This is a genomic window from Actinoalloteichus hoggarensis (assembly GCF_002234535.1).
GTDB lineage: Bacteria > Actinomycetota > Actinomycetes > Mycobacteriales > Pseudonocardiaceae > Actinoalloteichus_A > Actinoalloteichus_A hoggarensis.
The window spans coordinates 3,772,784-3,796,189 of the sequence record NZ_CP022521.1; the positions used below are offsets into that span (position 1 = coordinate 3,772,784).

21 protein-coding genes are annotated in these 23,406 nt (G+C 71.2%); 12 read left to right on the top strand and 9 right to left on the bottom strand.

What is annotated here, in order from left to right:
• The first annotated feature begins 13 nt into the window (after positions 1-13).
• Entirely contained in the window at positions 14-631 is a 618-nt protein-coding gene (locus AHOG_RS16155; protein WP_093942104.1) for a mycothiol-dependent nitroreductase Rv2466c family protein, read from the top strand.
• Here the strand turns inward: AHOG_RS16155 and AHOG_RS16160 are convergent.
• Positions 615-1,013: a hypothetical protein gene (locus AHOG_RS16160; RefSeq protein WP_093942105.1), complete on the bottom strand. Its 399-nt coding sequence runs from the start codon at positions 1,011-1,013 to the stop codon at positions 615-617. The genes AHOG_RS16155 and AHOG_RS16160 overlap by 17 nt on opposite strands.
• 88 nt (positions 1,014-1,101) lie before the next feature.
• Entirely contained in the window at positions 1,102-1,644 is a 543-nt protein-coding gene (locus AHOG_RS16165) for a mycothiol transferase (RefSeq protein ID WP_093942106.1), read from the bottom strand.
• A gap of 519 nt (positions 1,645-2,163) precedes the next feature.
• Here AHOG_RS16165 and AHOG_RS16170 point away from each other — a divergent pair.
• Both AHOG_RS16170 and AHOG_RS16175 read left to right on the top strand, forming a co-directional pair.
• On the top strand, positions 2,164-2,835 hold the full coding sequence (locus tag AHOG_RS16170; RefSeq protein WP_093942107.1) for a lytic polysaccharide monooxygenase auxiliary activity family 9 protein: 672 nt from the start codon (positions 2,164-2,166) through the stop codon (positions 2,833-2,835).
• 645 nt (positions 2,836-3,480) lie between these two features.
• Positions 3,481-3,924: a DUF6314 family protein gene (locus tag AHOG_RS16175; RefSeq protein WP_093942108.1), complete on the top strand. Its 444-nt coding sequence runs from the start codon at positions 3,481-3,483 to the stop codon at positions 3,922-3,924.
• Positions 3,925-4,127: 203 nt separating this feature from the next.
• Here the strand turns inward: AHOG_RS16175 and pip are convergent, their stop codons facing one another.
• Positions 4,128-5,105 carry a prolyl aminopeptidase gene (pip, locus tag AHOG_RS16180; protein WP_093942109.1) on the bottom strand — a complete coding sequence of 326 codons (978 nt, stop codon included), beginning with the start codon at positions 5,103-5,105 and terminating at the stop codon, positions 4,128-4,130.
• A 47-nt stretch (positions 5,106-5,152) separates the two neighbouring features.
• Between pip and AHOG_RS16185 the strand changes: the two genes are divergently transcribed.
• The gene (locus AHOG_RS16185) at positions 5,153-5,665 is read left to right on the top strand and encodes a MarR family winged helix-turn-helix transcriptional regulator (RefSeq protein WP_093942110.1); all 513 of its coding nucleotides are present in this window, start codon (positions 5,153-5,155) and stop codon (positions 5,663-5,665) included.
• 94 nt (positions 5,666-5,759) lie between these two features.
• On the opposite strand, the gene AHOG_RS16190 is transcribed toward AHOG_RS16185, so the two are convergent.
• Entirely contained in the window at positions 5,760-6,386 is a 627-nt protein-coding gene (locus AHOG_RS16190; protein WP_157736855.1) for a TetR/AcrR family transcriptional regulator, read from the bottom strand.
• Between the two features lie 134 nt (positions 6,387-6,520).
• On the opposite strand from AHOG_RS16190, the gene AHOG_RS16195 reads away from it, so the two are divergent.
• Positions 6,521-8,737 carry an MMPL family transporter gene (locus tag AHOG_RS16195; protein WP_245856259.1) on the top strand — a complete coding sequence of 739 codons (2,217 nt, stop codon included), beginning with the start codon at positions 6,521-6,523 and terminating at the stop codon, positions 8,735-8,737.
• A 223-nt stretch (positions 8,738-8,960) separates the two neighbouring features.
• Here the strand turns inward: AHOG_RS16195 and AHOG_RS16200 are convergent, their stop codons facing one another.
• Positions 8,961-10,055: an alkene reductase gene (locus tag AHOG_RS16200; protein ID WP_093942113.1), complete on the bottom strand. Its 1,095-nt coding sequence runs from the start codon at positions 10,053-10,055 to the stop codon at positions 8,961-8,963.
• Between the two features lie 60 nt (positions 10,056-10,115).
• Between AHOG_RS16200 and AHOG_RS16205 the strand changes: the two genes are divergently transcribed.
• On the top strand, positions 10,116-10,475 hold the full coding sequence (locus tag AHOG_RS16205; RefSeq protein WP_093942114.1) for a MerR family transcriptional regulator: 360 nt from the start codon (positions 10,116-10,118) through the stop codon (positions 10,473-10,475).
• 541 nt (positions 10,476-11,016) lie between these two features.
• Here AHOG_RS16205 and AHOG_RS16210 read toward each other — a convergent pair.
• Both AHOG_RS16210 and AHOG_RS16215 read right to left on the bottom strand, forming a co-directional pair.
• On the bottom strand, positions 11,017-11,391 hold the full coding sequence (locus AHOG_RS16210; RefSeq protein ID WP_093942115.1) for an endo alpha-1,4 polygalactosaminidase: 375 nt from the start codon (positions 11,389-11,391) through the stop codon (positions 11,017-11,019).
• Positions 11,373-11,741 carry a hypothetical protein gene (locus tag AHOG_RS16215; RefSeq protein ID WP_093942116.1) on the bottom strand — a complete coding sequence of 123 codons (369 nt, stop codon included), beginning with the start codon at positions 11,739-11,741 and terminating at the stop codon, positions 11,373-11,375. The genes AHOG_RS16210 and AHOG_RS16215 overlap by 19 nt, the downstream gene beginning before the upstream one ends.
• A gap of 460 nt (positions 11,742-12,201) precedes the next feature.
• Between AHOG_RS16215 and AHOG_RS16220 the strand changes: the two genes are divergently transcribed.
• Both AHOG_RS16220 and AHOG_RS16225 read left to right on the top strand, forming a co-directional pair.
• The gene (locus AHOG_RS16220; RefSeq protein WP_093942117.1) at positions 12,202-13,575 is read left to right on the top strand and encodes a SagB/ThcOx family dehydrogenase; all 1,374 of its coding nucleotides are present in this window, start codon (positions 12,202-12,204) and stop codon (positions 13,573-13,575) included.
• A gap of 354 nt (positions 13,576-13,929) precedes the next feature.
• Complete coding sequence (locus AHOG_RS16225; RefSeq protein ID WP_211290413.1) at positions 13,930-14,859, top strand: ferric reductase-like transmembrane domain-containing protein; 930 nt, start codon at positions 13,930-13,932, stop codon at positions 14,857-14,859.
• Positions 14,860-15,266: 407 nt separating this feature from the next.
• Here the strand turns inward: AHOG_RS16225 and AHOG_RS16230 are convergent, their stop codons facing one another.
• The gene (locus tag AHOG_RS16230; protein WP_245856261.1) at positions 15,267-17,027 is read right to left on the bottom strand and encodes a carbohydrate-binding module family 20 domain-containing protein; all 1,761 of its coding nucleotides are present in this window, start codon (positions 17,025-17,027) and stop codon (positions 15,267-15,269) included.
• Between the two features lie 651 nt (positions 17,028-17,678).
• Here AHOG_RS16230 and AHOG_RS16235 point away from each other — a divergent pair.
• The 4 genes from AHOG_RS16235 to AHOG_RS16250 all read left to right on the top strand — a co-directional run bounded on the left by AHOG_RS16235 (position 17,679) and on the right by AHOG_RS16250 (position 21,903).
• The gene (locus AHOG_RS16235; protein WP_093942118.1) at positions 17,679-18,329 is read left to right on the top strand and encodes an SRPBCC family protein; all 651 of its coding nucleotides are present in this window, start codon (positions 17,679-17,681) and stop codon (positions 18,327-18,329) included.
• 489 nt (positions 18,330-18,818) lie between these two features.
• Positions 18,819-20,096, top strand: a complete 1,278-nt coding sequence (locus tag AHOG_RS16240; protein ID WP_157736856.1) for a sugar ABC transporter substrate-binding protein — start codon at positions 18,819-18,821, stop codon at positions 20,094-20,096.
• A 98-nt stretch (positions 20,097-20,194) separates the two neighbouring features.
• Complete coding sequence (locus AHOG_RS16245) at positions 20,195-21,079, top strand: carbohydrate ABC transporter permease (RefSeq protein WP_211290414.1); 885 nt, start codon at positions 20,195-20,197, stop codon at positions 21,077-21,079.
• A complete protein-coding gene (locus AHOG_RS16250; protein ID WP_093942120.1) occupies positions 21,076-21,903 on the top strand; it encodes a carbohydrate ABC transporter permease in 828 nt (275 codons plus the stop codon). The genes AHOG_RS16245 and AHOG_RS16250 overlap by 4 nt, the downstream gene beginning before the upstream one ends.
• Positions 21,904-22,574: 671 nt before the next feature.
• On the opposite strand, the gene AHOG_RS16255 is transcribed toward AHOG_RS16250, so the two are convergent.
• Positions 22,575-23,372 (bottom strand): PIG-L family deacetylase, encoded by a 798-nt coding sequence (locus AHOG_RS16255; RefSeq protein ID WP_093944507.1) that lies wholly within the window; start codon positions 23,370-23,372, stop codon positions 22,575-22,577.
• Between the last annotated feature and the right edge of the window lie 34 nt (positions 23,373-23,406).

Below are 23,406 nucleotides of genomic sequence, written 5' to 3' on the forward strand. Positions count from 1 at the left end.
CGAGGAGCAGCCGATGCAGACCCCGACCACCGTGGACTTCTGGTTCGACCCGTCCTGTCCCTACACCTGGATCACCTCACGATGGCTGGTGACCGTGGCCAGGACACGGCCGATCACCGTGCACTGGCATGTGATGAGCCTGTCGGTGCTGAACGAGGACCGCGAGGACGATCCGGAAGACGATCCGGACGGCTGGCTGTGGGCGCCCGTACGTGTCTGCGCCGCCGCCGAACAGCGGTACGGGCCCGCGGCACTCGACAGGCTCTTCACCGCGATGGGGACCCTGTTCCACCAGCGTGACGAATGGGACCCGACGCAGGCCCTCGTCGAGGCAGGTCTGCCCGTCGACCTGGCGGAGGCGGCCGAGTCGACCGAGTACGACGCGGCCGTCCGCGCCTCCCACGCGGCGGGGATCGCCCTGGTCGGCGACGACGTCGGGACGCCGCTGATCGCGCTGACCCGGCCGGACGGATCGCGCAGTGCGTTCTTCGGCCCGGTCATCTCGGCCTGTCCGCAGGGCGCGGCCGCCGTCCGACTGTGGGACGGCCTGCTGTTGCTCTCGAGTGCGCCGGGGGTCGTCGAGCTGAAACGTTCGATCGACGCCGCGCCGGACTTCACCGGTCTCGGCTGACCGATCCGTCCTCCGCCGGGGTGCGGTCGACCCGGCGTGCGGCGAGGAACCGCTCGACCGTCCGGACGACCGCGGTCCGTGCGCCGTCGACATCGGTGAACCTGGGACAGCGGCTCACGACGTCGTCGCCGATGAGAAGGTCGACGTCGGCCCATCCGCCGGTCCACACGACGATCTCCAGCTCGCCGTCCGGTTCCCGGGAGACTCGGATGCTCAGCGATTCGGGCATCACGACACCCGCCCGATCCGTGCCGATCGGCGGCGGCCAGGGCGCCCGCTCGTCACGCCACCGCAACGGCCCCACCGTTGCCCGCAGCCGCCAGGACTCGACGGGAGCGGCGAGCAGCGCGGCGAGCGCGTCGAGGTCGACGAGATGTTCCATGGTCGGCCTCCGGGGCGGGGCGGGGCGCAGGACGGCGGTGGGACCGCGCCCGGCGGCGCGGGAGCGGGCGCGGTCCACGGTACGTCGCTCAGTCGTCGGCGCCCGTCGCCTCGGCCTGCCTCAGCAGCACGCCACGCAGGAACGATGCCTGGCCCGCGTGCTGCAGATCGTCGGCCACGACGCTCACCAGCCGGGTGGCCAGCGTCACCGGCGGGTCCCATGCCTCGTCGACGATCCGATCGAAGTCCGCGTCGGAGAGGCCCCTGAGATACCGCGTGGTCATCGCATGCACCGCGTCGTGATAGCCGGTCAGCAGATCCGGCGAGTCCACGCAGACGACCCCGACCTCGCGTCCGGTCTGCCCGTATCCGGTGTCCGCCGCGCCGAAGGGCAGACCGAATCGGTCGAACCAGCCCTCGTCCGTCCACATCTGCTCGACCCCGGCCAGTTCCGCCACGTGGTCGTCCTGAACTCGAGTGAGATGCCACAGCAGCCAGGTGATCGAGTTCGACTCGTCGTCCAGCCGGGCCGCGAGCTGATCGATGCTCAATCCGGCCACGTTCTCCGCGACCAGGTCGCGGACCCGATCGAAGGCGTCGATCAGCAGCCGGGAGCTTCTCTGCGAGGTCACACGACTCACGCTAGAAGGTCACGGCGAGGACGTCCGCGCGAAGCAGCCGCAACACCCCGTTGGGGGGTCGGCTGTCGCCGGGAGCGCGGGCGGCGCGGACGACCACGCATCCGGCTCTTCTCGCCGCCCTCTCATGCCGGCAACGGCGGGGTGTCGGCCGCGCGCGGGTGGGCGGTGGTGAACGCGCGCAACGTACGAACCGGAGACGTCGCCTCGAGCCGAGGCATCACCCTGGACCTTGCGTCGCCGGACCTCGCATGGTCCGGACCCGATGCGTCGTCCGGGACGGCCGCGCCGCCGGGCCGCGCTCGCCCGCCTCGACAGCGGACGACGGCGACAGCGGACCACGGCGACGGCGGACCACGGCGACGGCGCCCGGGCGGAGTTCGGCCGATCGTCGGCACCGCCCGGGCGGCACGAATGCGCTGTCCGGGGGATGTGATCCACGCCTCCTTCCGGTTACCGTCGTTCCGGGTGCGCGGCATGACGGTGATTTCTCCACCAGAAAGGGAGAACGGGATGTCTTCTCTGACGCGCGTCCGACGCTCGCTTGTCGCCAGGGCGGCCGCCATCGCCTCGGCGATGCTTCTGCTGTCCGCGGGCCTGTTCACGGGGACCGCATCGGCCCATGGATCGGTGATCGATCCGCCGTCGCGGAACTTCGGCTGTCACGACCGGTGGGGCGGCGACCACCTCAACCCCGACATGGCCACCGAGGACCCCATGTGCTGGCAGGCCTGGCAGGACAACCCGAACGCCATGTGGAACTGGAACGGGCTCTATCGGGACAACGTCGGCGGCAACCACCAGGCGGCCATCCCCGACGGGCAGCTGTGCAGCGGCGGTCGCACCGAGGGCGGCCGGTACGACTCGATGGACGCCGTGGGCGACTGGCGGGCCGTCGACGTGTCCAACGACTTCTCGGTGCACCTGTACGACCAGGCCTCGCACGGCGCGGACTACTTCCAGGTCTACGTCACCAGGCAGGGCTTCGATCCGCTCACCGAGAGCCTGGGCTGGGGCGACCTGGAGCTGGTCGAGGAGACCGGCTCCTACCCGCCCGCGACGGACATCACCTTCGACGTCTCGGCGCCGAACCGGACCGGGCGTCACATCGTCTACACGATCTGGCAGGCCAGCCACATGGACCAGTCGTACTACATCTGTAGCGACGTGAACTTCACCGGCTGATCGACACCGGCCCGTCAGCGCGCGGCCGTCTCACAGCCACGTCGACCGGTACCGGCACCGGCCGGGCGCCCACGCGCCGGGTCGGTGCCGGTCCGGGCGTGCCCCGGGCGACGGCCCAGACGGCGAACGGCCCGCGCGGAGCCGGGCGAGCGCGATCCCGACAGCCGAGCAGCACCGTGCCCGGCAGGACCCGCCGTCCGGCCGACGATCGCGCGGCAGGACGCCCAACGGACGACCGCGGCGTCCGACGGGTGCAGCGGACGCGGCGGACACCGCGCCGGCAGGGACGAACGACGGGCGGGTGCGTCATCGAGACCGACACCCGTGCGGCGATCCCCTGTCGCCTGCGGCAGCGGATCGCCCCGGTCGACCCGTCGATGAGCAGCCCGAGCGACCGCGGGCACCTTCGGCCGTGATCACGGCGGGACGGCGGGCCGCCCGACTCGCAGCCGGCCCGCCGGAGCAGCCGAATCGGCTCTCATCCCGCCGCGAGGCGAGCCGCGGACGCCGCCCTCCCGCCGACACCCGGTCCGGAGCGAACCGCGAGCACGTAGGTTCGAGGCCGCGACGGCGGACGGTCGAGACGGGTCGGTGCGACCCGCCCGAGTGGACACGGGCCGCCGCCCGGGTCGACGGAGGTGGCGCATGGCGACGAAGCACGGATACGCGGTACCGGACCTGTCGGCCTATCTCACCGGTCGTTGGCGGCTGGAACGGGAGATCCTGGATGTCAGCGGCTCTCGACTGGGCGGCGTGATCGGCGTCGCCGAGATCGTCGACCACGGCGAGCGCCTCGACTACACGGAGCAGGGCGAACTGGTGCTCGCCGACCATCGTGGCCCGGCCCGCAGGCGGCTCGGCTACCGCCTCACCGGACCAGGCCGGGCCGAGGTCCACTTCGACCACGGCGGGTTCTTCCACGAGGTCGACCTGCGGGACGGCCGGTGGAGTACCCGGCATCTCTGCGGAGACGACGACTACCAGGGCGGCTATCACGTCGTGGACGCCGACCGCTGGCGCCAGACGTGGCGGGTCACCGGCCCGAGAAAGGCCCACGTGCTCGTCACCGAGTTCCGTCGGCTTCGCTGAGTACACGCCGCCGCCACTGGCCCACGCCGCCGCGCGAACCCCGACCGCCGTGCGGCTCGCCCCCGGCCCTCATCGGCTTCGCGCGGCAGTGGAGCCGCAGGCGCTCGCCTCGCGCGAGCGGTGGCACCCCGACGACAGTCCGGGCGCCGCCCCGAGTTCGGGCGGGCCGGCACCCGAACCCGGCCGCGGCTCCGGCGCGGTCGTCAGGACCCGCCGGCCGCGAGACCGTCCAGCGCGCGCCGGAACTCCGCACGCATCGTGTCGCTGCCGGTGTGTCCGGAGTCCTCGACGACGACCAGTTCGGCGTCCGGCCACCGCCGTGCGAGTTCCCAGGCGGTGTCCAGCGGAGATCCCAGGTCGTGTCTGCCGTGGATCAACACGCCGGGGATGCCCGCGAGCCTGCCCGCCTCGCGCAGCAGCACGCCCTCGTCCAACCAGGCTCCGTGGGAGAAGTAGTGCGCACAGATCCTGGCGAAGGCGATGCGATCGTCGCCCGCCACCCTGGCGCTGTAGGCGTTCGGCGCGCCGTTGGGCTCCTGGGAGATGACGGTGTCCTCCCAGGCGATCCAGTCGTGGGCGGCGCGGGACCGCACCGCCGGGTCCGGATCACCCAGCAGTCGGGCGTAGGCGGCGAGCAGCTCGGGAACCTCGCCGCCCCGGTCTGCTTCGGGAACACCGTCCCGGAATCGTTCCCACTCTTGCGGGAAGAGCTTCCCGACGCCTCGGTACAGCCAGTCGATCTCCGATCGCCGAGTCGTGGTGACGCCGGCGATGACGATCCCGGCCACCCGGCTCGGGTGACGTTCGGCGTAGGCGAGCATCAGGGTGGAACCCCAGGAACCGCCGAACAGCACCCATCGATCGATGCCGAGGTGCTCGCGCAGGAGCTCCATGTCGGCCACCAGGTGATCGGTGGTGTTGCGGGACATGTCGGTGGCGGGGTCGCTCGCGTGCGGGGTGCTCCGGCCGCACCCCCGTTGATCGAAGAGCACGATCCGATATCGGGCGGGGTCGCAGTACCGGGTCAGACCTCGGCTGCGGCCGGCTCCGGGGCCGCCGTGCACGATCAACAGCGGCCTGCCCTGCGGGTCGCCGCCGACCTCCCAGGCGAGGCGGTTGCCGTCACCGACGTCCAGCAGGCCCTCGTCATAGGGCTCGACGGGTACGAAGTGCTCGGTCATGGGGTATCCCTTCCACGTCAATACATTAGCCCTGTTACATTAGCCGCATGACGGAAGGCACCGGCGGCCCCGGACCCGAACTGCTCGGCACTCGGCTGCGCCACCTGCTGGACCTGGTGGAGGGCGACGTGACGGAGGTGTACGCCGACCTCGGTCTGGCGGGCTTCCGTCCGCGCTACACCCCGATCGTCTGGGCCGTCGCCTCGTCGGAGCGGAGTTCCATCCGCGATCTCGCCGCGGCCGTCGGCGTGACGCATTCGGCGGCGAGCCAGACCGTCGCGCAGATGGCCGAGGACGGCCTCGTCGTCCTGACGCCCGGCACGGACGCCAGGACGCGCATCGTCGAACTGACCCCGAAGGCGCGACGACTGCTTCCGCTGCTGCGGGCGGAATGGCAGGCGACTACCGAGGCGGCCCGCGTCCTGGACGCCGAGCTCTCCACGCCGTTGAGCGCGGTGCTCGACGAGGCCATCGACGCCGTCGAACGCAGATCGATGCGCAGGCGCATCGCCGACGTCGCTCCGGAGATCACCCGACTTTCCCACGACGAGGCGCCGTGAACCGGACGCACCGCTCGACGACGTCGGGCGGTGCCCGCCGTGCGAGCGAGGCCGACCCGACGACGAGACCGTCCTCGGTCGGACGGTCCGGATCTCACCGGGGGCGGCCCGCGGTCTCCAGATAGGAGACGAGCACGATCTGGAGCTCCTCCGTCATGGCGGCCCGCCCCGACTCCGCCGCCTCGGCGATCAGCGGGATCATGCCCCGGACGATCTGGATGACGACGGTCGTGGTCCTGGCGAGATCGGCCGCGTCCAGGCCGGGGACGAGCGTGCCGATGAGCACGGCGACCCGATCGTGCACGGCCTGCTGCACCGGAGCGACCGCCGCGCGCAGAGAAGCAGGCATGTCGGTCCTGGCGAACAGCGACTTGAAGCCCGGATGCGCGAGGTTGAAGGCGACCAGCGGCCCGACGACGCCCCGCACCGCCGTGGGCAGCGAGAGCCCGGCCGCCGCCTCGGCGGAGAGCACCTCGGACCGGAAGGCCGCGAGGCGCTCGGCGTAGTGGTCGGCCAGCGCCCGCGCGATGTCGTCCTTGTTCTTGAAGTACTGATACAGCGAGCCCGGCGAGATCCCGGCCGCGCCCGCGATCGCGTTGGTCGTCGCGCCCTCGTACCCCTGTTCGGCGAACACCGTCGCCGCCGCGTGCAGGATCTGCTCGATCCGCCGCTGCCCCCTGGCCTGCCGCCGGGGCTCTCCCGGCTTCACATCGCCGGTCATCGCCACCCCCTGTCTCGGGACCCGTCCGGACGGATTCGACAATGCGAGCATTTGCTCGTATTGTCGGCGCCGTCCAGAAAACACGAGCACTTACTCGTTTATCCTACAGGGGGACCCCGTCCATGGTCGGCAGAGTGACAACGCGCTACCCCCGGTGGGTACTCGCGGCCGCCGGGCTGCTGCTCGTGCTCTTCGGCGTGCTGGCCGCGGGCACGATGGACTCGCTGGCACTGAACCGCTACGAGGCGATGGACTCGGAGTCGGTCGCGGCCCGCGAGGTCCTCGGCGAGCAGTTCGGCACCGGAAGTCCGAACGTCGCGATCCTGGTGAGCGCCACGCAGGGCACGGTCGACGACGCCGAGGTCGCCGAGATCGGACGCGGGATCACCGAGTCGCTCGCGGCGAACCCCGAGGTCGGCGACGCCTGGTCCTACTGGAGCCCGAACGCCCCGGAGACCCTGGCCGCCGTCGACCGAGGGCATGCCCTCGTCCTCGCCTGGGTTCCCGGCGACGCCGACCACGTGCGCGGCACGGTTCTGCCCGACATCGACGCCACCGTCGTCGAACCGATCGACAGTCCGGCCGCGGAGGTCGTGCTCGGCGGCGGAGACGAGATCTTCCGGGTCGTCGCAGGCCAGGCCCGTGAGGACTTCCTCCGTGCGGAGCTGATCATCCTGCCCCTGGTCGCGCTGCTGTTGTGGGCGGTGTATCGGCGCATCGCCCCGGCGCTGGTCACGTTGGGGATCGGTCTGTTCTCGGTCGTGGGCACCCTGGCGATCCTGCGGATCGTCACCGCCTTCACCGAGGTCTCGACGTTCGCCTCGAACATCGCCCTGGTGCTGGGCATCGGGCTCGGCGTCGACTACGGCCTGTTCGTCATCTATCGCTTCCGTGAAGAGCTCGCGGCGGGCCGCACCGTCGAGCTCGCCGTGCGCCGCACCACGGCCGGGGCCGGCCGCACCGTCCTGTTCAGCGGACTCACCGTCGCCGCCTCGCTGGCCGTGCTGTTCGTGTTCCCCTTCCCGTTCCTGTCCTCCTTCGCCTACGCGGGCATCGCCGTCGTCGCCACCGCGATCCTCGGCGCCGTCGTCGTCCTGCCCGCCGCGCTGGCGCTGCTCGGTCGGCGGGTGGTCCGCAAGGGCGCGCCGCGGGGCGCGGGCGAAGAGGGCTTCTGGCACCGCACGGCCACCAGGGTGATGCGCCGCCCCGTCATCGCGGGCGGCATCGGTCTGGTGATCCTGCTCGCCCTGGGCGCCCCCGCGCTGGGCATCCAGTTCGGCTCGCCCGACGACCGCATCATGTCGGCGGAGCAGCCCGTACGGACCATGTACGACACGATCCGCGCGGACTTCGCCACCGAGGACGCCGACGCCGTGCAGGTCGTCGCAGGTCAGGCCGACGAGGCCGCGCTGCCCGAGTACGCCGCCGCCCTCTCCGAGATCCCGGGCGTGCTGCGAGTCGACTCCGCCGCGGGCAGCTTCGCCGAGGGCGAGCGCGTCGGCGAGCCCGGGCCCGACGGTGCCGAGCGTTTCAGCGACGGCACCGGCACCTGGCTGGCGGTGCTGCCCACCGGCGACCGCCTGGCCGACGATCCGACCGGGCTGGTCGCCGAGGTGCGGTCCGTCGAGGCGCCGTTCGACGTCCAGGTCGGCGGTTATCCCGCCGAGCTGACCGACTATCGCGACGGCGTGGTGGAGCGGCTTCCCCTGGTGCTCGGACTCATCCTCGTCGTCACCTTCGTCGTGCTCTTCCTGATGACCGGAAGCGTGATCGCCCCGCTCAAGGCCTCGGTGCTGAACCTGCTGTCGTTGTCGGTCATGTTCGGCGTGCTGGTGTGGGGCTTCCAGGAGGGCGCCCTGTCCGGGGTGCTCGGGTTCACGCCCACCGGCTCGATCGAGCCGAGCATCGTGCTGCTGATGTTCTGCATCGCCTACGGCCTGTCGATGGACTACGAGGTCTTCCTGCTGGCCAGGATCAAGGAGGACTACGACCGGACCGGCGACCTCGACGGGTCGGTGCCGCGCGGCATCGCCCGCTCGGCGCCGCTGGTCACCGCCGCCGCCGCCCTGCTGGCCGTCTCCTTCGCCGTCTACGCCACCAGTGAGATCACCTTCCTCCAGCAGCTGGGCATCGGAATGGCGCTGGCCGTCTTCGTGGACGCCACCCTCATCCGCGGCGTGCTGGTCCCCGCCTTCATGCGCCTGGCGGGCGGGGCGAACTGGTGGGCGCCCGGCCCGCTGCGTCGCCTGCATGATCGCATCGGGCTTCGGGAGGACATCCCCGACGAGCCGTCGGACGCGGACGGCGCCGCACCGGAGCCCCGACGCCCCGACGCCGCGCCGGTGGGCTGAGGACGGAGCAGGACCCGGTCGACGCCGCCTCGCGCGGATCGACGACCCGCACGGCGCCGACACCGGGGCACGCCCGGTGTCGGCGTCCCGGTGTCGGTGAGGCGGTGTCTCGGTGTCGGTGTCCCGGTGTCGGCGGCTCAAGGGCGTCTCGGGGGCGGCGGCTCGGAGCCGTCCACTCCGGGCGGCGACTCGGCGCGCACGCCCTCGCCGATCACGCCGGTCGTCACCAGGACCCGGTGACCGCCAGACTCGGATAGTCGGTGTAACCGGCGGCGTCGTGGGTGTGCAGGGTGGACTCCTCCACGGTGTCGAGTGCGGCGTCGCGGGCGAAGCGCTCCGGAAGGTCCGGGTTGGCGATGAACGCGCGGCCGTAGGAGACGAGGTCGGCCAGTCCGGCGGCGAGGACGGCCTCGCCCTGCTCCCTGGTCGTCGGCGCGCGATTCTCGCCGACGTTGGCCACGAGGGTGCCGTGCCACCGAGGACGCAGGTCGGCCAGCGCCGGATAGTGGTCGTCGTCGGTCACGTGGAGGTAGGCGAGCCCGAGCGGGTCCACCTCGGCCAGCAGTGCCCGGTAGACCGGAGCCGGATCGGCCTCGACCATGCCGAACTGCGGATTGCCCGGTGAGATCCGCAGCGCGGTGCGATGCGCGCCGATCTCGGAGGCGACCGCGCGGACGACCTCCACGGCGAAGCGGAGTCGGTTCGCGATGGAGCCGCGTCCGTACTCGTCGGCGCGGAGATTGGTGTTGTCGGCGAGGAACTGGTGGATCAGATAGCTGTTGGCGCCGTGCAGCTCGACACCGTCGAAGCCCGCGTCGAGGGCACGGCGGGCCGCGTCGGCATGGTCCCGCACCGCCCGACGGATGTCGGCCACCGTCAGCTCGGCGGGCGTGATCGCCTCGACCTTGCGCCCGTCCCGGATGCGTGCGGGCCCCGGCGCGGGCACCGCGGACGGTCCCGCGGGAAGATCGCCGTCCAGCCGAGCCAGCGGATGGCCCTTGCGGCCGCCGTGCATCAGCTGGGCGAAGATCCGCCCGCCGCGCGCATGGACGGCCTCGGTGACGGCCCGCCAGCCCCGAACGTGGTCGGGGGTCTCCAGGCCGGGCAGCCGCCACTCGGCCTGGCCCCGGCTGCTCGGCCAGATCCCCTCGGAGACGATGAGTCCGGCGCCTGCCCGCTGGGCGTAGTACTCGGCGACGATGGGCAGCGGAGTCCCGTCCTCGGCGGCGCGGTGCCGGGTCATCGGAGCCATGACCATTCGGTTCGGCAACCGCAGGGAGCGTGAGTCGTACGCTTCGAGCAGGGGAGAGGTCGTCATGCCGGTACGGTAGAACCTGACATCAATGTCAGATTCAAGTCGAGCGAGAGGACGGCCGCGATGCGCATCGGCGAGCTGGCCAGGCGGACGGCGGTGAGCGAGCGCTCCCTGCGCTACTACGAGAAGCAGGGCCTGCTCGCGGCCGAGCGCACGACCGGCGGTCACCGGGTCTATCCCGCCGGATCGGTGGACCGGGTCGTCCGCATCCAGGAGCTCTTCGCGGCGGGCCTGTGCAGCGCGAAGATCGCGGAGATCCTGCCCTGCGTTCGAGATGTCGACGGCGGGCCCGCCGAGACGGCCACCCCGTTCCTCGTGGAGGAGCTCACCGTCGAACGCGAGCGCATCACTCGCACGATCGACGATCTTCTGCGCTCCCGGGATGTCCTGGACGAGGTGATCGACAACGCCTCCGGACGGTGAGCCCGGGCGGGACGTCGGCAGCGAGGGGCGTCGGCCGGACGCCGATCGGCGTTCCGGTGGAAGGCGGGGCCCGGGATGAGCGGCGGTGGCCGTGGCGCGCACCGTGACCCTTCGGCCGGTCCTCGCCGCAGCGGCCGGCCCGGCGGAGTCCGACCCGCCCGACCCGATCGGCGCCCCGTGTGCCGGGCGTGCGCTGCCGGGGCGGCCTGCCTTTGCCGCGGGCGTCGCGGCCCGACCGACTCGAAGGCACCGACCGACTCGAAGGCCGGCGAGCTCTCGGCGCCGAGTGCCGATCGCACGGCCGTGAGAAGGACCGCACAGGATGCCCGTCGGCGCAGGCGGTCGGAATCCCCTCGAACGGGACCGTGTCCTGATCACCCGCGTCCTGATCACCCGCCGCCTGCGGGCCGCGCCGTGGACTCTCGGACGATGAGCGAGGTCCCGAGCAGCTGGCGCGGACACCGGTCCTCACCGTGGACGGCGGAGACCAGGACCTCGGCACAGGCGGCGTCGAAGTACCGCCGCTCGTACTCGACGGCGATCAGGTTGTCGCCGTAGACCGCCCGGTAACCCTGACATTCGCGCCGGCGACCGCAGTGCTCGGCGATGGCGAAGTCGAAGCCCCGTTCGCGAGAGACCTCGGCGGACAGCTCGACGGTGTCTTCTGCGCCGACGCCAGGTCGAGCGAGTGGGCGACCTCGGTGAGCAGGGTGGCGAACGCGACGGCCTCCTCCTCATCGAAGGGCACCTGCCCCTCCAGCGGCGTTCCGTCGAATCGGATCCAGGAGTCCGGGTTGTCGTACTCCACGGCGGAGAAGCCCTTGGTCGTGCAGGTCTCGATCACGGGACGCGGATGCTCGACCGCGTCCGCCCGCTTCTCGGGCGTGGAGACGTCGATCAGGTACTCCCCGCCCAGTCGGGATCGTCACCCAGCTCGCTGAGCACCAGGTGAGCGGGCCAGCGGGATCGCGCGTCCGGGCGGTGGAGGCCGCCGTCGTCGCTCTGGGTCTCGAAGGCGTTGACATAGCAGCTCCCGTAGACGCCCGCCGGTGCCTCGCCCGCGTACCGGCCTCGGGACACGACCTCGTCCCCGTCGGGCAGCGGGTAGTCACCGCCGATCCGGTAGTCGAAGGTCGCGTCGATCGGCGGAGCGCTCCAGGCCTGCGCAGGCGCCTCGGTCACCCCGGAGGCGAGTTCGGGGGCGGCGACGGCGCAGCTCGTTGCCAGGGGGATCGTGAGGGCGAGAACCGAGACGCGACGGATCATGACGGCATCCTTCTCGATCGAACCGAGCGCGGCCGCGGGCCCGCTGTCGTCGGTGCCGCCGCCGCGCGGATCGATCTTGTGGACGGACTCGGCCTACGACGCACCCGGTTGGCGATCTCCCCATCCGCGCGCCATCCCGCCACCGGGACACCGGTCTGCCGTCGCCCGCCCGCCGTGGCCGCGTCGGACCGACGTCGGCGACGACGAGCACGTCGCCGCGCCGGTCGGCCGGGCACACGTCGCTCCACATCGACCACGCCGCCCACCACACAGGACGATGTGACGTGGATCACGGCAATGATTCGAGAAGGTCTCGGGAACCAGCCGCCCCACCCCGACGACTTGTCGGTGCACGGATGGCACGAGCGACAGGTCGGGACGGCGGGGTCGGCAGGAGTTCGAGGATGCCTGCGGATTCGCGCGGCAGGGGCCCGCGTCGTCGTTCGGCGACGCTGAGGAGGTGACCGCAGATGCGCAAGAAGGTGATGACGGCGAAGATCCGCCGGAAGAAGACCCGTACTCGCACCCTCACCAACCACGGCTGATCCACGCGGATCAGCGGCAGCACCCGGTCGGCGCCGCGGGCGGCGGAACCTCCCGCCCCGGCGCCGACCGGTCGGCGGACGACGACGCGGACGTGGAAGGCGAGGATCAGGTGGAGTACCGACGTTCCCGCAGCCTGGCGCTGTACTGGCATGACGGCGAACTGACCGTGGAGAACTATCTGGAGACCCGCTCCACGGATGAGGAGCAGGACAACGCGCTCGCCGTCGACGAGGAGACCGTGGCGCTGCTCAGCCGCTTCGAGGAGTTCACCGACGTCGACGAGGTCGTCGCGTCCTTCCCCGAGCACGATCCCGAGTCGGTGCGCAAGGCCGTCCTCGACCTGGCCGAGGACGGGCTGCTGTTGACCCGCGATGAGACCGCGCGCGAGGACCGGCTGCTGGAGACCTGGGGAGCGTGGGGCGAAGAGGCCCGCTACTTCCACTTCGGCACCCGCAACGCGATCTACTCCGGCGACAGCCTGGAACAGCGTCGCTCCGACGCCCGCTGGATTCGCGAGACCGGCGGCGATCCGCCCCCGATCTTCAAGAGCTACCCCGACGCGCCCCGCGTCTACCTGCCCCGGCTGCCCCGACGCATCGACGACGACTTCGTCGACGTCCTCACCCGGCGCCGCACCCATCGCGTGTTCACCGGCGAGAAGGTCGCCCTCGCCGACTTCGCGACGGCGCTGTACTACACCTTCGCGCCCATGCAGCTCTACGACGCGGGCGACCTGGGCACGCTCATGCTGCGGACGAGCCCGTGCGGCGGCGCCCGGCACGAGCTGGAGGGCTATGTCGGCGTGTTCGACGTCGAAGGAATCCCGCCCGGGCTCTACCACTACAACGCCGAGAGCCATGCGCTGGAGTTGATCGACGCCGACTTCGACCGCGACCGGCTGCACCGGCTGACCTACGAGTCGGAGATGTGCACGCCGTCGGCCTTCGTGTGCTTCGTGACCGCCGTCTTCGAGCGCACCATGTACAAGTACCGCCATCCGCGCGCCTATCGGGTCACCCTGCTGAGCGCGGGACACCTCGGGCAGACCTTCGTCCTCACCAGTACGGCGTTGGGGCTCGGCGCCTGGCAGACGGCCGCGTTCCGGGACGACGAACTCGACGCCGCGCTCGGCGTCGACGGCTTCGCCGAAGGCGTGCTGTACATGTTCGGCGCGGGCCTGCCGGTGTACGCGGCGGACGGCATGCCCTCGGGCATCTCCCGCGCGGGACTCGTCGAGCCCGCCGCCCTCATCGCGCGACACCCGCGGCCCGACGGCGGCGCGGAATGAGGTACGGCGGCGAGTCGTCCGGGTGCCCGTCCGCGGGTCGACGGCGAGTCGTCCGGGTGCCGTCCGCCGCCCGCCGCACGAGCACCCGGTGCCCCACGGCGGACCGGCGCCGTGATCGACTTCTCGTCGGTCTCGGTCGACGAGAACACGGCTCGACGTGCACACCGCGTTCCCGTCGCGCGCGAGCGCACACCACCGGGCCCCGTGCCGTCGGGCACGCGGGTGGCACGGCCTCCCGGCAGGGTCCGCCACGACACCCGCCGTCGCGCGGACGAGGCACGGGATCGCGCGGCGGGCACGCGGGCGTCCCCACGGGCGATGGCGGCGGCACAGACCGCTGGTGATGACAAGGAGATGACGGTGGAACGTACCGGCGAGAGCCCGAGACCGCCACGCGGCGATCTGCGGACCGACGTGAGCGCGACGGCCCTCGAACTGATCGTCGCCGCGGTGCTGACCGCCGCGGTGTACGTCCTGCTGTATCAGCGGATCGAGGCGGAGACCTCCGACACCACCCTGGTCATGCCGTTCATGGCCGACGCGGCGACGCACTGGCCGTACTGGCTCAGCCAGGCGTTCGGCTGGACGGCGCTGCTGTGGTCCTGGGTGACGGTGCTGCTCGGCCTGGCCGTCTCCGGCCGGTCCCCCGCCTGGCTGCCGCTGTCTCCGGCGCGGCTCGAACGACTGCATCGATCGACGAGTCTCACCACGATCGTGCTGATCTTCGCCCACGCGCTGGTGCTGGCCTGGGACCCGGCCGATCCCAACCTCGCGGGCAGCTTCATTCCGTGGATGTACTCGCACCCGCCCGGCCGGTTCGGGGTCGCGCTCGGCGTCATCGCCTTCTGGCTGGCCATCCCGCTGGGACTGTCGTTCTACCTGCGCAGGCGCATCGGTCCGCGGCTCTGGCGCATCGCGCATCGCTTCGTGATCATCGTCTACATCCTCGGCGTCTGGCACACCCTGCTGTGGGGTACGAACGTGTGGTTCGACGGAACCGCGCGGTTCGTGCTGTGGGCGTTCCAGATTCCCGTCGCGGTGCTGCTGGTCTGGCGACTGGTGGACCCGGCGCGGCGGCGCGAGCGGCTTCCGCTGCGCCCCACCGAACTGCGGGGCAGGCTCGACGCGGGAACCGTCGCCCGGCTCGGTGGCAGGCTCATCGCCGCGCTCGCCGCCGTCGCCCTCGTCGTCGTGGTCGTCACCGGCTCCATCGGCGGACGCGACCGAGACGACTACGAGCGGGTGCCCGCGAGCGAGATGCAGGACCACGATCACAGTCACTGACCCGCCGTCGCCGCGCGGGCGAGACAGGCCGGGCCGGTGCTGACTCACGGTGGGTCGCACCGGCGCGGGCCCGATCGAGCGACATCGACCTCGGCCGTCCGATGCGGCATCGACCCCCGGCACGCACCGACGTCGTCGACCGGACCGCGCCCTGCGCCTCGGACGCGACCTCGCCGCCGGTGGCGGCGGCGTCGGAGACCGCCGCCGAGAGCCACGCGGCCATCGAGGCGGGCGCCGGTTCGTGGGCCGGCCGTTCCCCGCGATCGCCCCCCGGGGACAGGTCCCCGGGGCCGGCCCTCTCGAGAACCGACCGATGCCGCGCGATACCGGTGGCGCCGGCCGCGCCCGAGCGCCCGGTCCCCGTGACGAACGGGAGCCGGGCGAGACTCACGGCCCGCACCCGGGAATCAGCCGCGCCAGGCGTCGGTGGTCCGCACCATCCCGGTCGCGGGCACGGTGGCACTTCGATCCGCGCCGTTCTCCCAGGTGACGACGCCGTTCGAGTCCTTGCGCAGGTACTTGTACCGCAGCACGGTCCCGGCGGGCACCGAGACCTCCCCGGTCCAGACCGGATAACCCGCGGAGGACAGCGGCACCGCCGCCGCCGGATTCCACGCGCCGAGGGCCGCGTGATCCCCGACGACGAAGATGTTCTCGCCCCAGGTCGTCGTCGCGGTCACGCTGAACGTCGCGCCGGTCTGGCCGGGCCCGGGCCCCGGCGCGGCCGTGGCGCCGACATGCAGGGCCACGGCGTCTCCCGCGCCGACCGTCGCGGTGAACCGCCCGTCGCCACCCACGGTGTAGGTCGTCCCGGTACAGCCGCCGCCGGGAACGGGGTCGCCGTGCTGGACGTCGCAGTAGGTTCCGGCGGGCAGCGACGTCTGGAACGTCCGGGTGATGCTCGCGCCCTCGTGGTTGATCGCCACGAAGGCTCGATCCCCACGGCCGAAGGCGATCGCGTCGGCCCCGTCGTCCCACCAGTTCGTGACGCCCGCATCGCCTGCGGCGTTGCGGAAGCCGACCATGTTGGCGATCTGCGGCCAGGCATGCTGGCAACTCCAGCCGTCGTGGTAGCAGGCGCCGACGTTCCCGCCACCCGGCGCGCCTGCATCGTAATCGGAGAACTCGTAGCCGGAGTGCACCGAGGGAGTGCCGTAGGGGTGGGCCAGCATGAACACGTGGGCCAGGGTGTAGGCCGCGTCGTCACGATAGCTCAGGGTCGATCCGTTGCGCTCGGTGTCGTGATTGGCGACGAACACACCGGACTGTTCGGACGGCAGGTATCCCCAGGCTTCGCCGTAGTTCTCGAGATACGCCAGGTTCTCGTTCGTGAAGACCCTCTTGAGGTCGGTGGCGTAGCGGAACTCCTGCACGTCTCCGTTCTGGAGGTACTCGCCGGGGCTCACCGCCTCATCCGCGCCGTAGACGGCCTCCTGAACCCAGTAGACGTCCGGATTCGACAACCTGTTCTTGATGGCGCGGAGGTCGTCGGTTGCCATGTGCTTCACCGCGTCGACGCGAAAGCCCGCGACGCCCATCGAGATCAGATCGTCGAGGTACTCGGCGATCTCGGAGCGCACATAGTCGCTGCCGGTGTTCAGATCCGACAAGCCCACCAGTTCGCACTGCTGAACGTCGTACCGATTCCGGTAGTCGGTGATCGGCTGCCGACAGCCGTGGAAGTCCTGATTCTGGTAGTGGCCGGGGTAGTCGTACTTCGTGTATCGGGTCCCGCCCGTCCCGATGCCGGATCCGGCGGACATGTGGTTGACGACGGCGTCGACGATCACGCCGACGCCCGCGTCGCCACAGGTGGAGATCATCGACTGGAACGCCGCCCGGTCACCGAGCGGCCCGGCGATGCGGTAGCTCACGGGCTGGTAGGCGGTCCACCACTGCGGTCCCTGAATGCGCTCCTGTGGCGGGGAGACCTGCACGTGACCGTAGCCCTTCGGTCCGAGGACCTCGGTGCAGGCGCGCGCCACCGACGCGAAGGTCTGTTCGAAGAGGACGGCGGTGACGTCCCTGGCGCCAGGCGGCGCCGCGGGCTCGGCCGCGGCCGCGACGGGCACCGTGGTGGCCGTCGACGCGGCCAGCACGCCTGCAAGCAGGCCGGCCAGTAATCGACCTGGCCCGGTGCGCCGGGTGGAAGCGGAACTCGATCTCACGGTTACCTCCTTGGAACACGTGGATCGGCCCGGCGCGGCGGGCTTCGGGCGCCGTGGCCGTCGATCGACGCAGGGCAGGTCGACGACATGCGGCGTGACGCTGCCGTGCAATGCGCGGGAAGAGTTTGCAGACCTCCGAGGAGGTGATCCGAAGGTAAAGACTCCGAGGGTCGCCGTCAAGCCTCGGCCTCGTCGAGATGAACCGCGGACGGTTCCGATCCACTGCCCCGGTTCTCGGGAGAGCCGGTCGGTATCCGTGCAGTTGAGGCGATCGTCCACGCCCGTCCGGACCGATCGGACCGGAATGCGATCGGCGACCGGGGTGACAGCGGGGCGCCCCGAGGCCGAACCGGGACACGCCGGTCTGGACTGAAAATTCTTGCAACAGGCGCCGGAGGCCGCCGTTCGCCGCCGTAGCGCGCCCGACCCGGACGCCTCACCGACCGACTCCCGCTCCAGGCGTGGCGGAGCACCGTGCGGTGGCGAGGCGGCGCCGATGGCGCCATGCTGCGGCGAGCGAGTATCGGACATCCGGCCCGTATCGGTCATCGCCTCCGCCGCCACGTCGACCGGAGCCTTGACTCAGTGTAGCCTTATATAAGCCGGTGCTGATATCATGCTCGCCTCAGCAGGCCGGAAGAGGGAGAAGGCATGAGCGACATCGTCGACCAGGTCAATCAGACGCAGCGCGAGGTCGGCACGGGTCGCATTCCCGCGGGCGAAGGCCACACCGTCCTCCTGCGCAGGCATTACGCGGCCGACCCCGAGGACGTCTGGGACGCCTGCACCGACGCGGACCGGATCGGCCGCTGGTTCCTGCCGATCACCGGCGATCTCCGCCTCGGCGGCCACTACCAGCTCCAGGGCAACGCGGGCGGCACGATCCTGCGCTGCGAGCCGCCACAGCTCTTGACCGTCACCTGGGTCTTCGGGGACGACCCGACCGAGGAGGACGTCACCGAGGTCGAGGTGCGGCTGACTCCCGCCCCCGAGGGCGGCACGCTGTTCGAACTGCGGCACACCGCCGTCGTCGATGAACTGCGCTGGGCCCAGTACGGCCCCGGTGCGGTCGGCGTGGGCTGGGATCTCACCGTCATCGGCCTGCACCTGCACCTGAGCGGGCAGGTCATCGAGGACCCTGCCGCCTGGGAGTCCTCGCCGGAGGCACGAGAACTGGCCGCCGCGAGCAGCCTCGCCTGGGGAGCGGCGTTCCAGGCCTCGGGAGCCACCGCCGAGGAGGCCGCCATCGCCGCCGAGAACACCACCGCCTTCTACGCGCCGGACTCCGACACCACCCCGTGATCCGTCGTGCGGAGCGCCCGCGGCCGATCAGCCGTCTGGTCGGTCGCGGCATCCCGATCGGACAGCCGCCGCTGAGGCCGCTCCGAACCAGACGGCGAGGGTGACCCGACGGCGCGCCGCACTTCTCATGCGAACTCATTCGACGTCCGATCTCGTCCATTCGATACGCCATCCCCTGCGACACGCCATCGAATTCGACACGTCACCGAAATCGACTCGACGCGGAATTCGACTCGACGCGGAATTCGACGGCGTCGAGAACGGTCCGCAGGCACCTTCACTCGCAATCGGTGGAACTTCATCCGTCGAGTGCGCGGACACCCGCCGCCGAATGTCTGATCACCGCGACGATCACCTTCTTTCCCAGTCGACAGTGCGCTAATCTCCTCGGCGCGGAGTCGCCGCCTGGGACGACGACTCGGCCGCGATGACGGGCGGAACAGGCCCTTCTCGCCCCCGAACGCCCCGGCTGCCGAGGGAGGTTCATGCGTGCGGAACACCCGCGGCTCGGCGAGCGACCCCGCATCATCCCGCCATTCGATCCCGCGCCGAACGATTCTGCGGGCAGCCGGACACGGGCTGCTCGCGACGACTGCGCTCGGCGCGGTCACAGGCTGCGGAAGGGCCACCCGGGACGGCCCGGCACTGCAATGGTGGGATTACATCATCGAGCCCGAGCGTCAGGCGGGCGTGGCGGCACTGATCGCCGAGATCGAGCAGGCGAACCCCGATATCCGCATCGAACGCCGGGTCTTCCCCTACGCGGAACTGCAACCGGCGCTCCTACGGGGTGCGGTCTCCGGCGAACTGCCGGACATCGCCGTCGTCGACACCGTCGCGGTCGGCGTGCTCGGCGGCTACGGCCTGCTGGCCGATCTCAGCGACCACGTCCGCCGCTGGGGCATGGCCGAGCAGTACGTGCCCGCCGCCTGGGACGCGGGCGTGATCGGCGACCGGGTGCTCTCGGTCCCCAACAACAGCAACTGCCTGGCCCTGATCTCCAACGTCGACCACCTCGACGAGGCAGAAGTCGACGTCCCCGCCGACTGGACCGAGCTCACGGAGGCAGGCCGCGCCCTGACGGCCCCGGACCGTCGCGGACTCGCGGTGGCCGCCACCGCCTCCGAGGAGGGCGTGTTCCAGTTCCTGCCCTTCCTCTGGCAGACCGGCGGCGATCTCGCCGACTTCGAGTCGGCAGGCGCCGAGGCACTGGACCTGCATCGACGGCTCGTCTCCGACGGCACGCTCTCCGCGCAGGCGGTGGGCTGGACACAGCAGGACGTCGCGGGACAGTTCACCTCGGGAGCCGTGTCGATGATGCTCAACGGCCCCTGGCAGCTGCCCACCCTGCGGGCCGCCGAGGGACTGCGGTTCCGGGTCGATCCCCTGCCCGCCGGTCGCACGCGGGCGAGCTGCCTGGGCGGGGAGGGCTGGACGGTCATCGCGGGTTCGAACAAGGTCGAGGCCGCCTGGCGCGTCATCGAGCACAGCCAGCGCAGCGAGGTGCTCGTCCCCTACCTGGACACGATGGGTCTGCTGCCCGCCAGGACCGACCTGACCGACTCCGGTCCGTGGGCGCGAGACCCCGAGCTCCAGGTCTTCCTCGCCGAGCTGCACCATGCCCGCCCGAGGGCCTACGGCGCGGGCTATCCGGAGATCTCCCAGGAGGTCTCGCGTGCCCATCAGACGGTGCTCTCCGATCCGGCGGCCGATCCGCGTTCGGTCGCGGAGGCGGCCTTCCAGCGCATCGCCGGGGACCTGCCGTGAGGCGCGGCGCGGAGATCGACGGCCCTCGCACGCCGGCACCGGCCCCGGCCGGGAGACCGGGACGAGCGAGGAGCGGGCGGGCGAGCGGGCACGGCGCGGTGTCGACGGCCCGCAGGCGCGAGGGGCTGCTGCTCGCCGCGCCCGCATTGATCTTCCTCGTGGCGATGCTGGCCTTCCCGCTGTTCTACAACCTGGTGACCTCCGTCTTGGACGTGGACCTCGCGGGCCTGCTCGGCGAGGGCACGCCGTTCGTAGGCGCCGAGAACTACCGGACGGCGGTCTCGGAGTCGGCGTTCTGGTCGGCCGTCGCCCTGACCGTCGTGTTCACGGTCAGCTCCCTGGTCCTCCAGTTCGGCATCGGATTCGCGCTGGCGCTGCTGTTCGCCCGCGACTTCCCGTGGAACGGCCTGCTTCGCTCGCTGATGCTGGTCGCCTGGCTGCTGCCGCCCGTGGTCAGCGGGTCGCTGTTCCGCTGGATGCTCGACGCCGACGCGGGAGCCTACAACGCGATCCTGCGCTCGCTGGGGCTCGAGGTGCTGACCAACGCGTGGCTGACCGACACCGGCACCGCGCTCGCCGGGGTGATCTTCGCGAACGTGTGGATCGGCGTGCCCTTCAACATGATCCTGCTGCTGGTCGGCCTGACCTCGCTGGACCGCGACCTCTATTCCTCCGCCGAGCTGGATGGAGCGAGCGCCTGGCAGCGGTTCCGGTATCTGACCCTCCCCCTGATGCGGCCGGTGATGGCGGCCGTGCTGCTGCTGGGACTGATCTACACCTTCAAGGCCTTCGACCTGATCTTCGTGATGACCGGCGGCGGACCGGTGGACGCCACCAGAGTGCTTCCGCTGCTCGCCTATGAGCGCTTCTTCGAGTTCTTCCGGTTCGGCGAGGGCGCCGCGATCACCGTCCTCCTGCTGGTGATCCCGCTGGTGGTGTCGCTCTGGTACGTCCGCGGGCTCGGCAAGGAGACCGATCGATGACGTCGACGCGACGACCGTGGCTGCTGACCGGGATCGCGACGGCGATCGTCGCGGTGTTCCTGCTGCCGCTGTACTGGATGACGGCCACCGCGCTGAAACGCCCGGAGGACGTGCTGGCCATCCCGCCTCGATGGCTGCCGATCCCGCCGTCCGGCGCGGGATTCTCCTCGGCCGTGTCCGACCCGTTGCTGCTGCGGGCGCTGCTCAGCAGCGCGATCATCGCGACGGGGACCACGATCCTGACGCTGCTGCTCGCCGCGCCGGTGACCTACGCGATCGCCCGCACCCGGGTGCCCGGCTCTCGACTGATGCTGCTGGCGATGATGGTCGCGCAACTGCTGCCGAGCATCGTGCTGGCCGCGCCGTTGCTGCTGCTCATGCGCATCGTCGGACTCACCGACACGCACCTGGGACTGATCCTGGCCGACACGACCCTGACGCTGCCGTTCGCCGTCATCGTGCTGCGGCCGCTGATGGCGGCGCTGCCGGGAGAACTGGAGGAGGCGGCGCGCATGGACGGCGCCTCGGTGACCGCCCTGTTGCGGCGCATCGTACTGCCGATACTGCGGCCGGGGTTGATCGCCGCGGGCGCGTTCGCGTTCCTGCTGGCGTGGGGCGAGTTCGTCTTCGGCATCACGCTGGCCAGCTCGGAGTCGGTGCAGCCGGTGACGGTGCTGCTCAACTCCTTCGTCGGCCGCTACGGCACGGCGTGGGGGTCGCTGATGGCGGTGGCGACACTGATCAGCGTGCCGATCGTCCTGATCTTCGCGGCGTTCCAGCGTTTCATCGTCAGCGGGCTCACCGCGGGCAGCGTCAAGTCCTGATCGCCTCCGGGGTGCGAGGGCCGCTGCGGCGGCCGGTAGCGCCGGAGCCCAGGGCGGCGAACGCCGGGAACGGCCGACCGGCGAGTGCGCGGTGGTCGACGGGGACGCTCCGGTCGGTGCGACGCCGCGGCGTCGATGGGCGGCGTGGAAACCGACGGACAGGTGATCGTCGGACGGCATGGCGGGGTTGATCGGTCACGGTCGTCCTCTCCGGGCGGGCGTCGTCGTCCCGATCCGCGAGGAGAGACGCGCGCGGCGACCGTCGGTCAGGACGCGGGCGCCGCGCCATCGCTCGACTCGACTCGAGTCGACTCGAAGCGACGAGGCGAGACGAGTGGCGGCCCCGACGTGGCGCGGCGCCGACGTCGTCTCAGGTCGTCTCCAAAGGCATGCCGACCACGTGCGGGCCGATCGACGGTGGACAGGTCCGGTGCAGCGCCGAAATCGGTCGTTCCGGGCCCGCCGCCGACCCGTTCACCGTTTGCGTCACCGCTGCCCGCATCGGGGCCCCTGTCTGCCGTCGGTGACGCTGACCGGCGGACCGTAGGATCGCCGGTCAGTCGATCGAGAGTCCTGCCGCAGCGGCGTCGGGGCGAGCGCCGCTCCGGAGGAACGGCCTCGCCGACGCTCGACACGGCCGGGTTCGCCGGCCGTGCGCCCAGGACCGTCCGTCAGAGCCCGGCCATCAGATCCGTCTCGGTGATGCCGGGGCCCTGCCCCACACGGATGAACCACTCGATGCCGAAGGCGACCGAGAACGCCTCCTCCGGGATCGACAGGAAGAACGAGTCCTCACTGATCTGGCTGGCATGTGCCCGCATGGCCCGACGCTTGTACTCGTTGTAGGCGGTCACGTCGACCCTCGCGGTCAGCTCCGCCTCCGGCTTGCCGACCTCCTCGTCGCCGTCGTCCAGGTCGGTCATGTCCATCCCGGCGGCCTCGGCCTGTGCGGCGAAGGCCGCCATACCCTCCCGAAGGTGATCGCGGTTCATCGTGTTCTGGTACACGCGCGGCGTCCCCGCGAGCTCCGCAGCGCGCATCCCCACCCGGTGCACCTGGATGTGATCGGGGTGACCGTAGCCGCCGTTGTCGTCGTAACACGTCAGCACGTCCGCGTTCTCCTCGCGGAGGATCGCGGCGAGCTTCTCGGCCGCCTCCTCCACCGAGGCCGTCCAGAAGGAGCCCGGCGCGTCGTTGGTGGGCTCGCCCATCATCCCGGAATCGACGTAACCGAGGAACTCCGTCCGTGCCACGCCGAGGATCTCGGCGGCGGCCTCCGTCTCGGCGACCCGTCGCTGCCACAGTTCCTCGCCTTCCGCCAGGAAGTCCGCGGGCACCTCGCCGTGCTCGCCGCGAGTGGCAACCACCAGGACCACCCGATGCCCCTCCTCGAACGCCTTGCGCATCACTCCCCCGCAGCCGATGCATTCGTCGTCGGGATGAGCGTGAAACGTCACCATCGTCGCCATGCGGCGAAGGTACTCGGTGGGGGCGACGACGCGG

Bases quoted from the DNA above. Each gene is read 5' to 3' on its own strand.
- AHOG_RS16155 (WP_093942104.1), top strand. From the start codon at position 14: ATGCAGACCCCGACCACCGTGGACTTCTGGTTCGACCCGTCCTGTCCC.
- AHOG_RS16160 (WP_093942105.1), bottom strand. From the start codon at position 1,013: ATGGAACATCTCGTCGACCTCGACGCGCTCGCCGCGCTGCTCGCCGCT.
- AHOG_RS16170 (WP_093942107.1), top strand. From the start codon at position 2,164: ATGTCTTCTCTGACGCGCGTCCGACGCTCGCTTGTCGCCAGGGCGGCC.
- AHOG_RS16175 (WP_093942108.1), top strand. From the start codon at position 3,481: ATGGCGACGAAGCACGGATACGCGGTACCGGACCTGTCGGCCTATCTC.
- pip (WP_093942109.1), bottom strand. From the start codon at position 5,105: ATGACCGAGCACTTCGTACCCGTCGAGCCCTATGACGAGGGCCTGCTG.
- AHOG_RS16185 (WP_093942110.1), top strand. From the start codon at position 5,153: ATGACGGAAGGCACCGGCGGCCCCGGACCCGAACTGCTCGGCACTCGG.
- AHOG_RS16190 (WP_157736855.1), bottom strand. From the start codon at position 6,386: ATGACCGGCGATGTGAAGCCGGGAGAGCCCCGGCGGCAGGCCAGGGGG.
- AHOG_RS16200 (WP_093942113.1), bottom strand. From the start codon at position 10,055: ATGACGACCTCTCCCCTGCTCGAAGCGTACGACTCACGCTCCCTGCGG.
- AHOG_RS16205 (WP_093942114.1), top strand. From the start codon at position 10,116: ATGCGCATCGGCGAGCTGGCCAGGCGGACGGCGGTGAGCGAGCGCTCC.
- AHOG_RS16215 (WP_093942116.1), bottom strand. From the start codon at position 11,741: ATGATCCGTCGCGTCTCGGTTCTCGCCCTCACGATCCCCCTGGCAACG.
- AHOG_RS16225 (WP_211290413.1), top strand. From the start codon at position 13,930: ATGACGGTGGAACGTACCGGCGAGAGCCCGAGACCGCCACGCGGCGAT.
- AHOG_RS16235 (WP_093942118.1), top strand. From the start codon at position 17,679: ATGAGCGACATCGTCGACCAGGTCAATCAGACGCAGCGCGAGGTCGGC.
- AHOG_RS16250 (WP_093942120.1), top strand. From the start codon at position 21,076: ATGACGTCGACGCGACGACCGTGGCTGCTGACCGGGATCGCGACGGCG.
- AHOG_RS16255 (WP_093944507.1), bottom strand. From the start codon at position 23,372: ATGGCGACGATGGTGACGTTTCACGCTCATCCCGACGACGAATGCATC.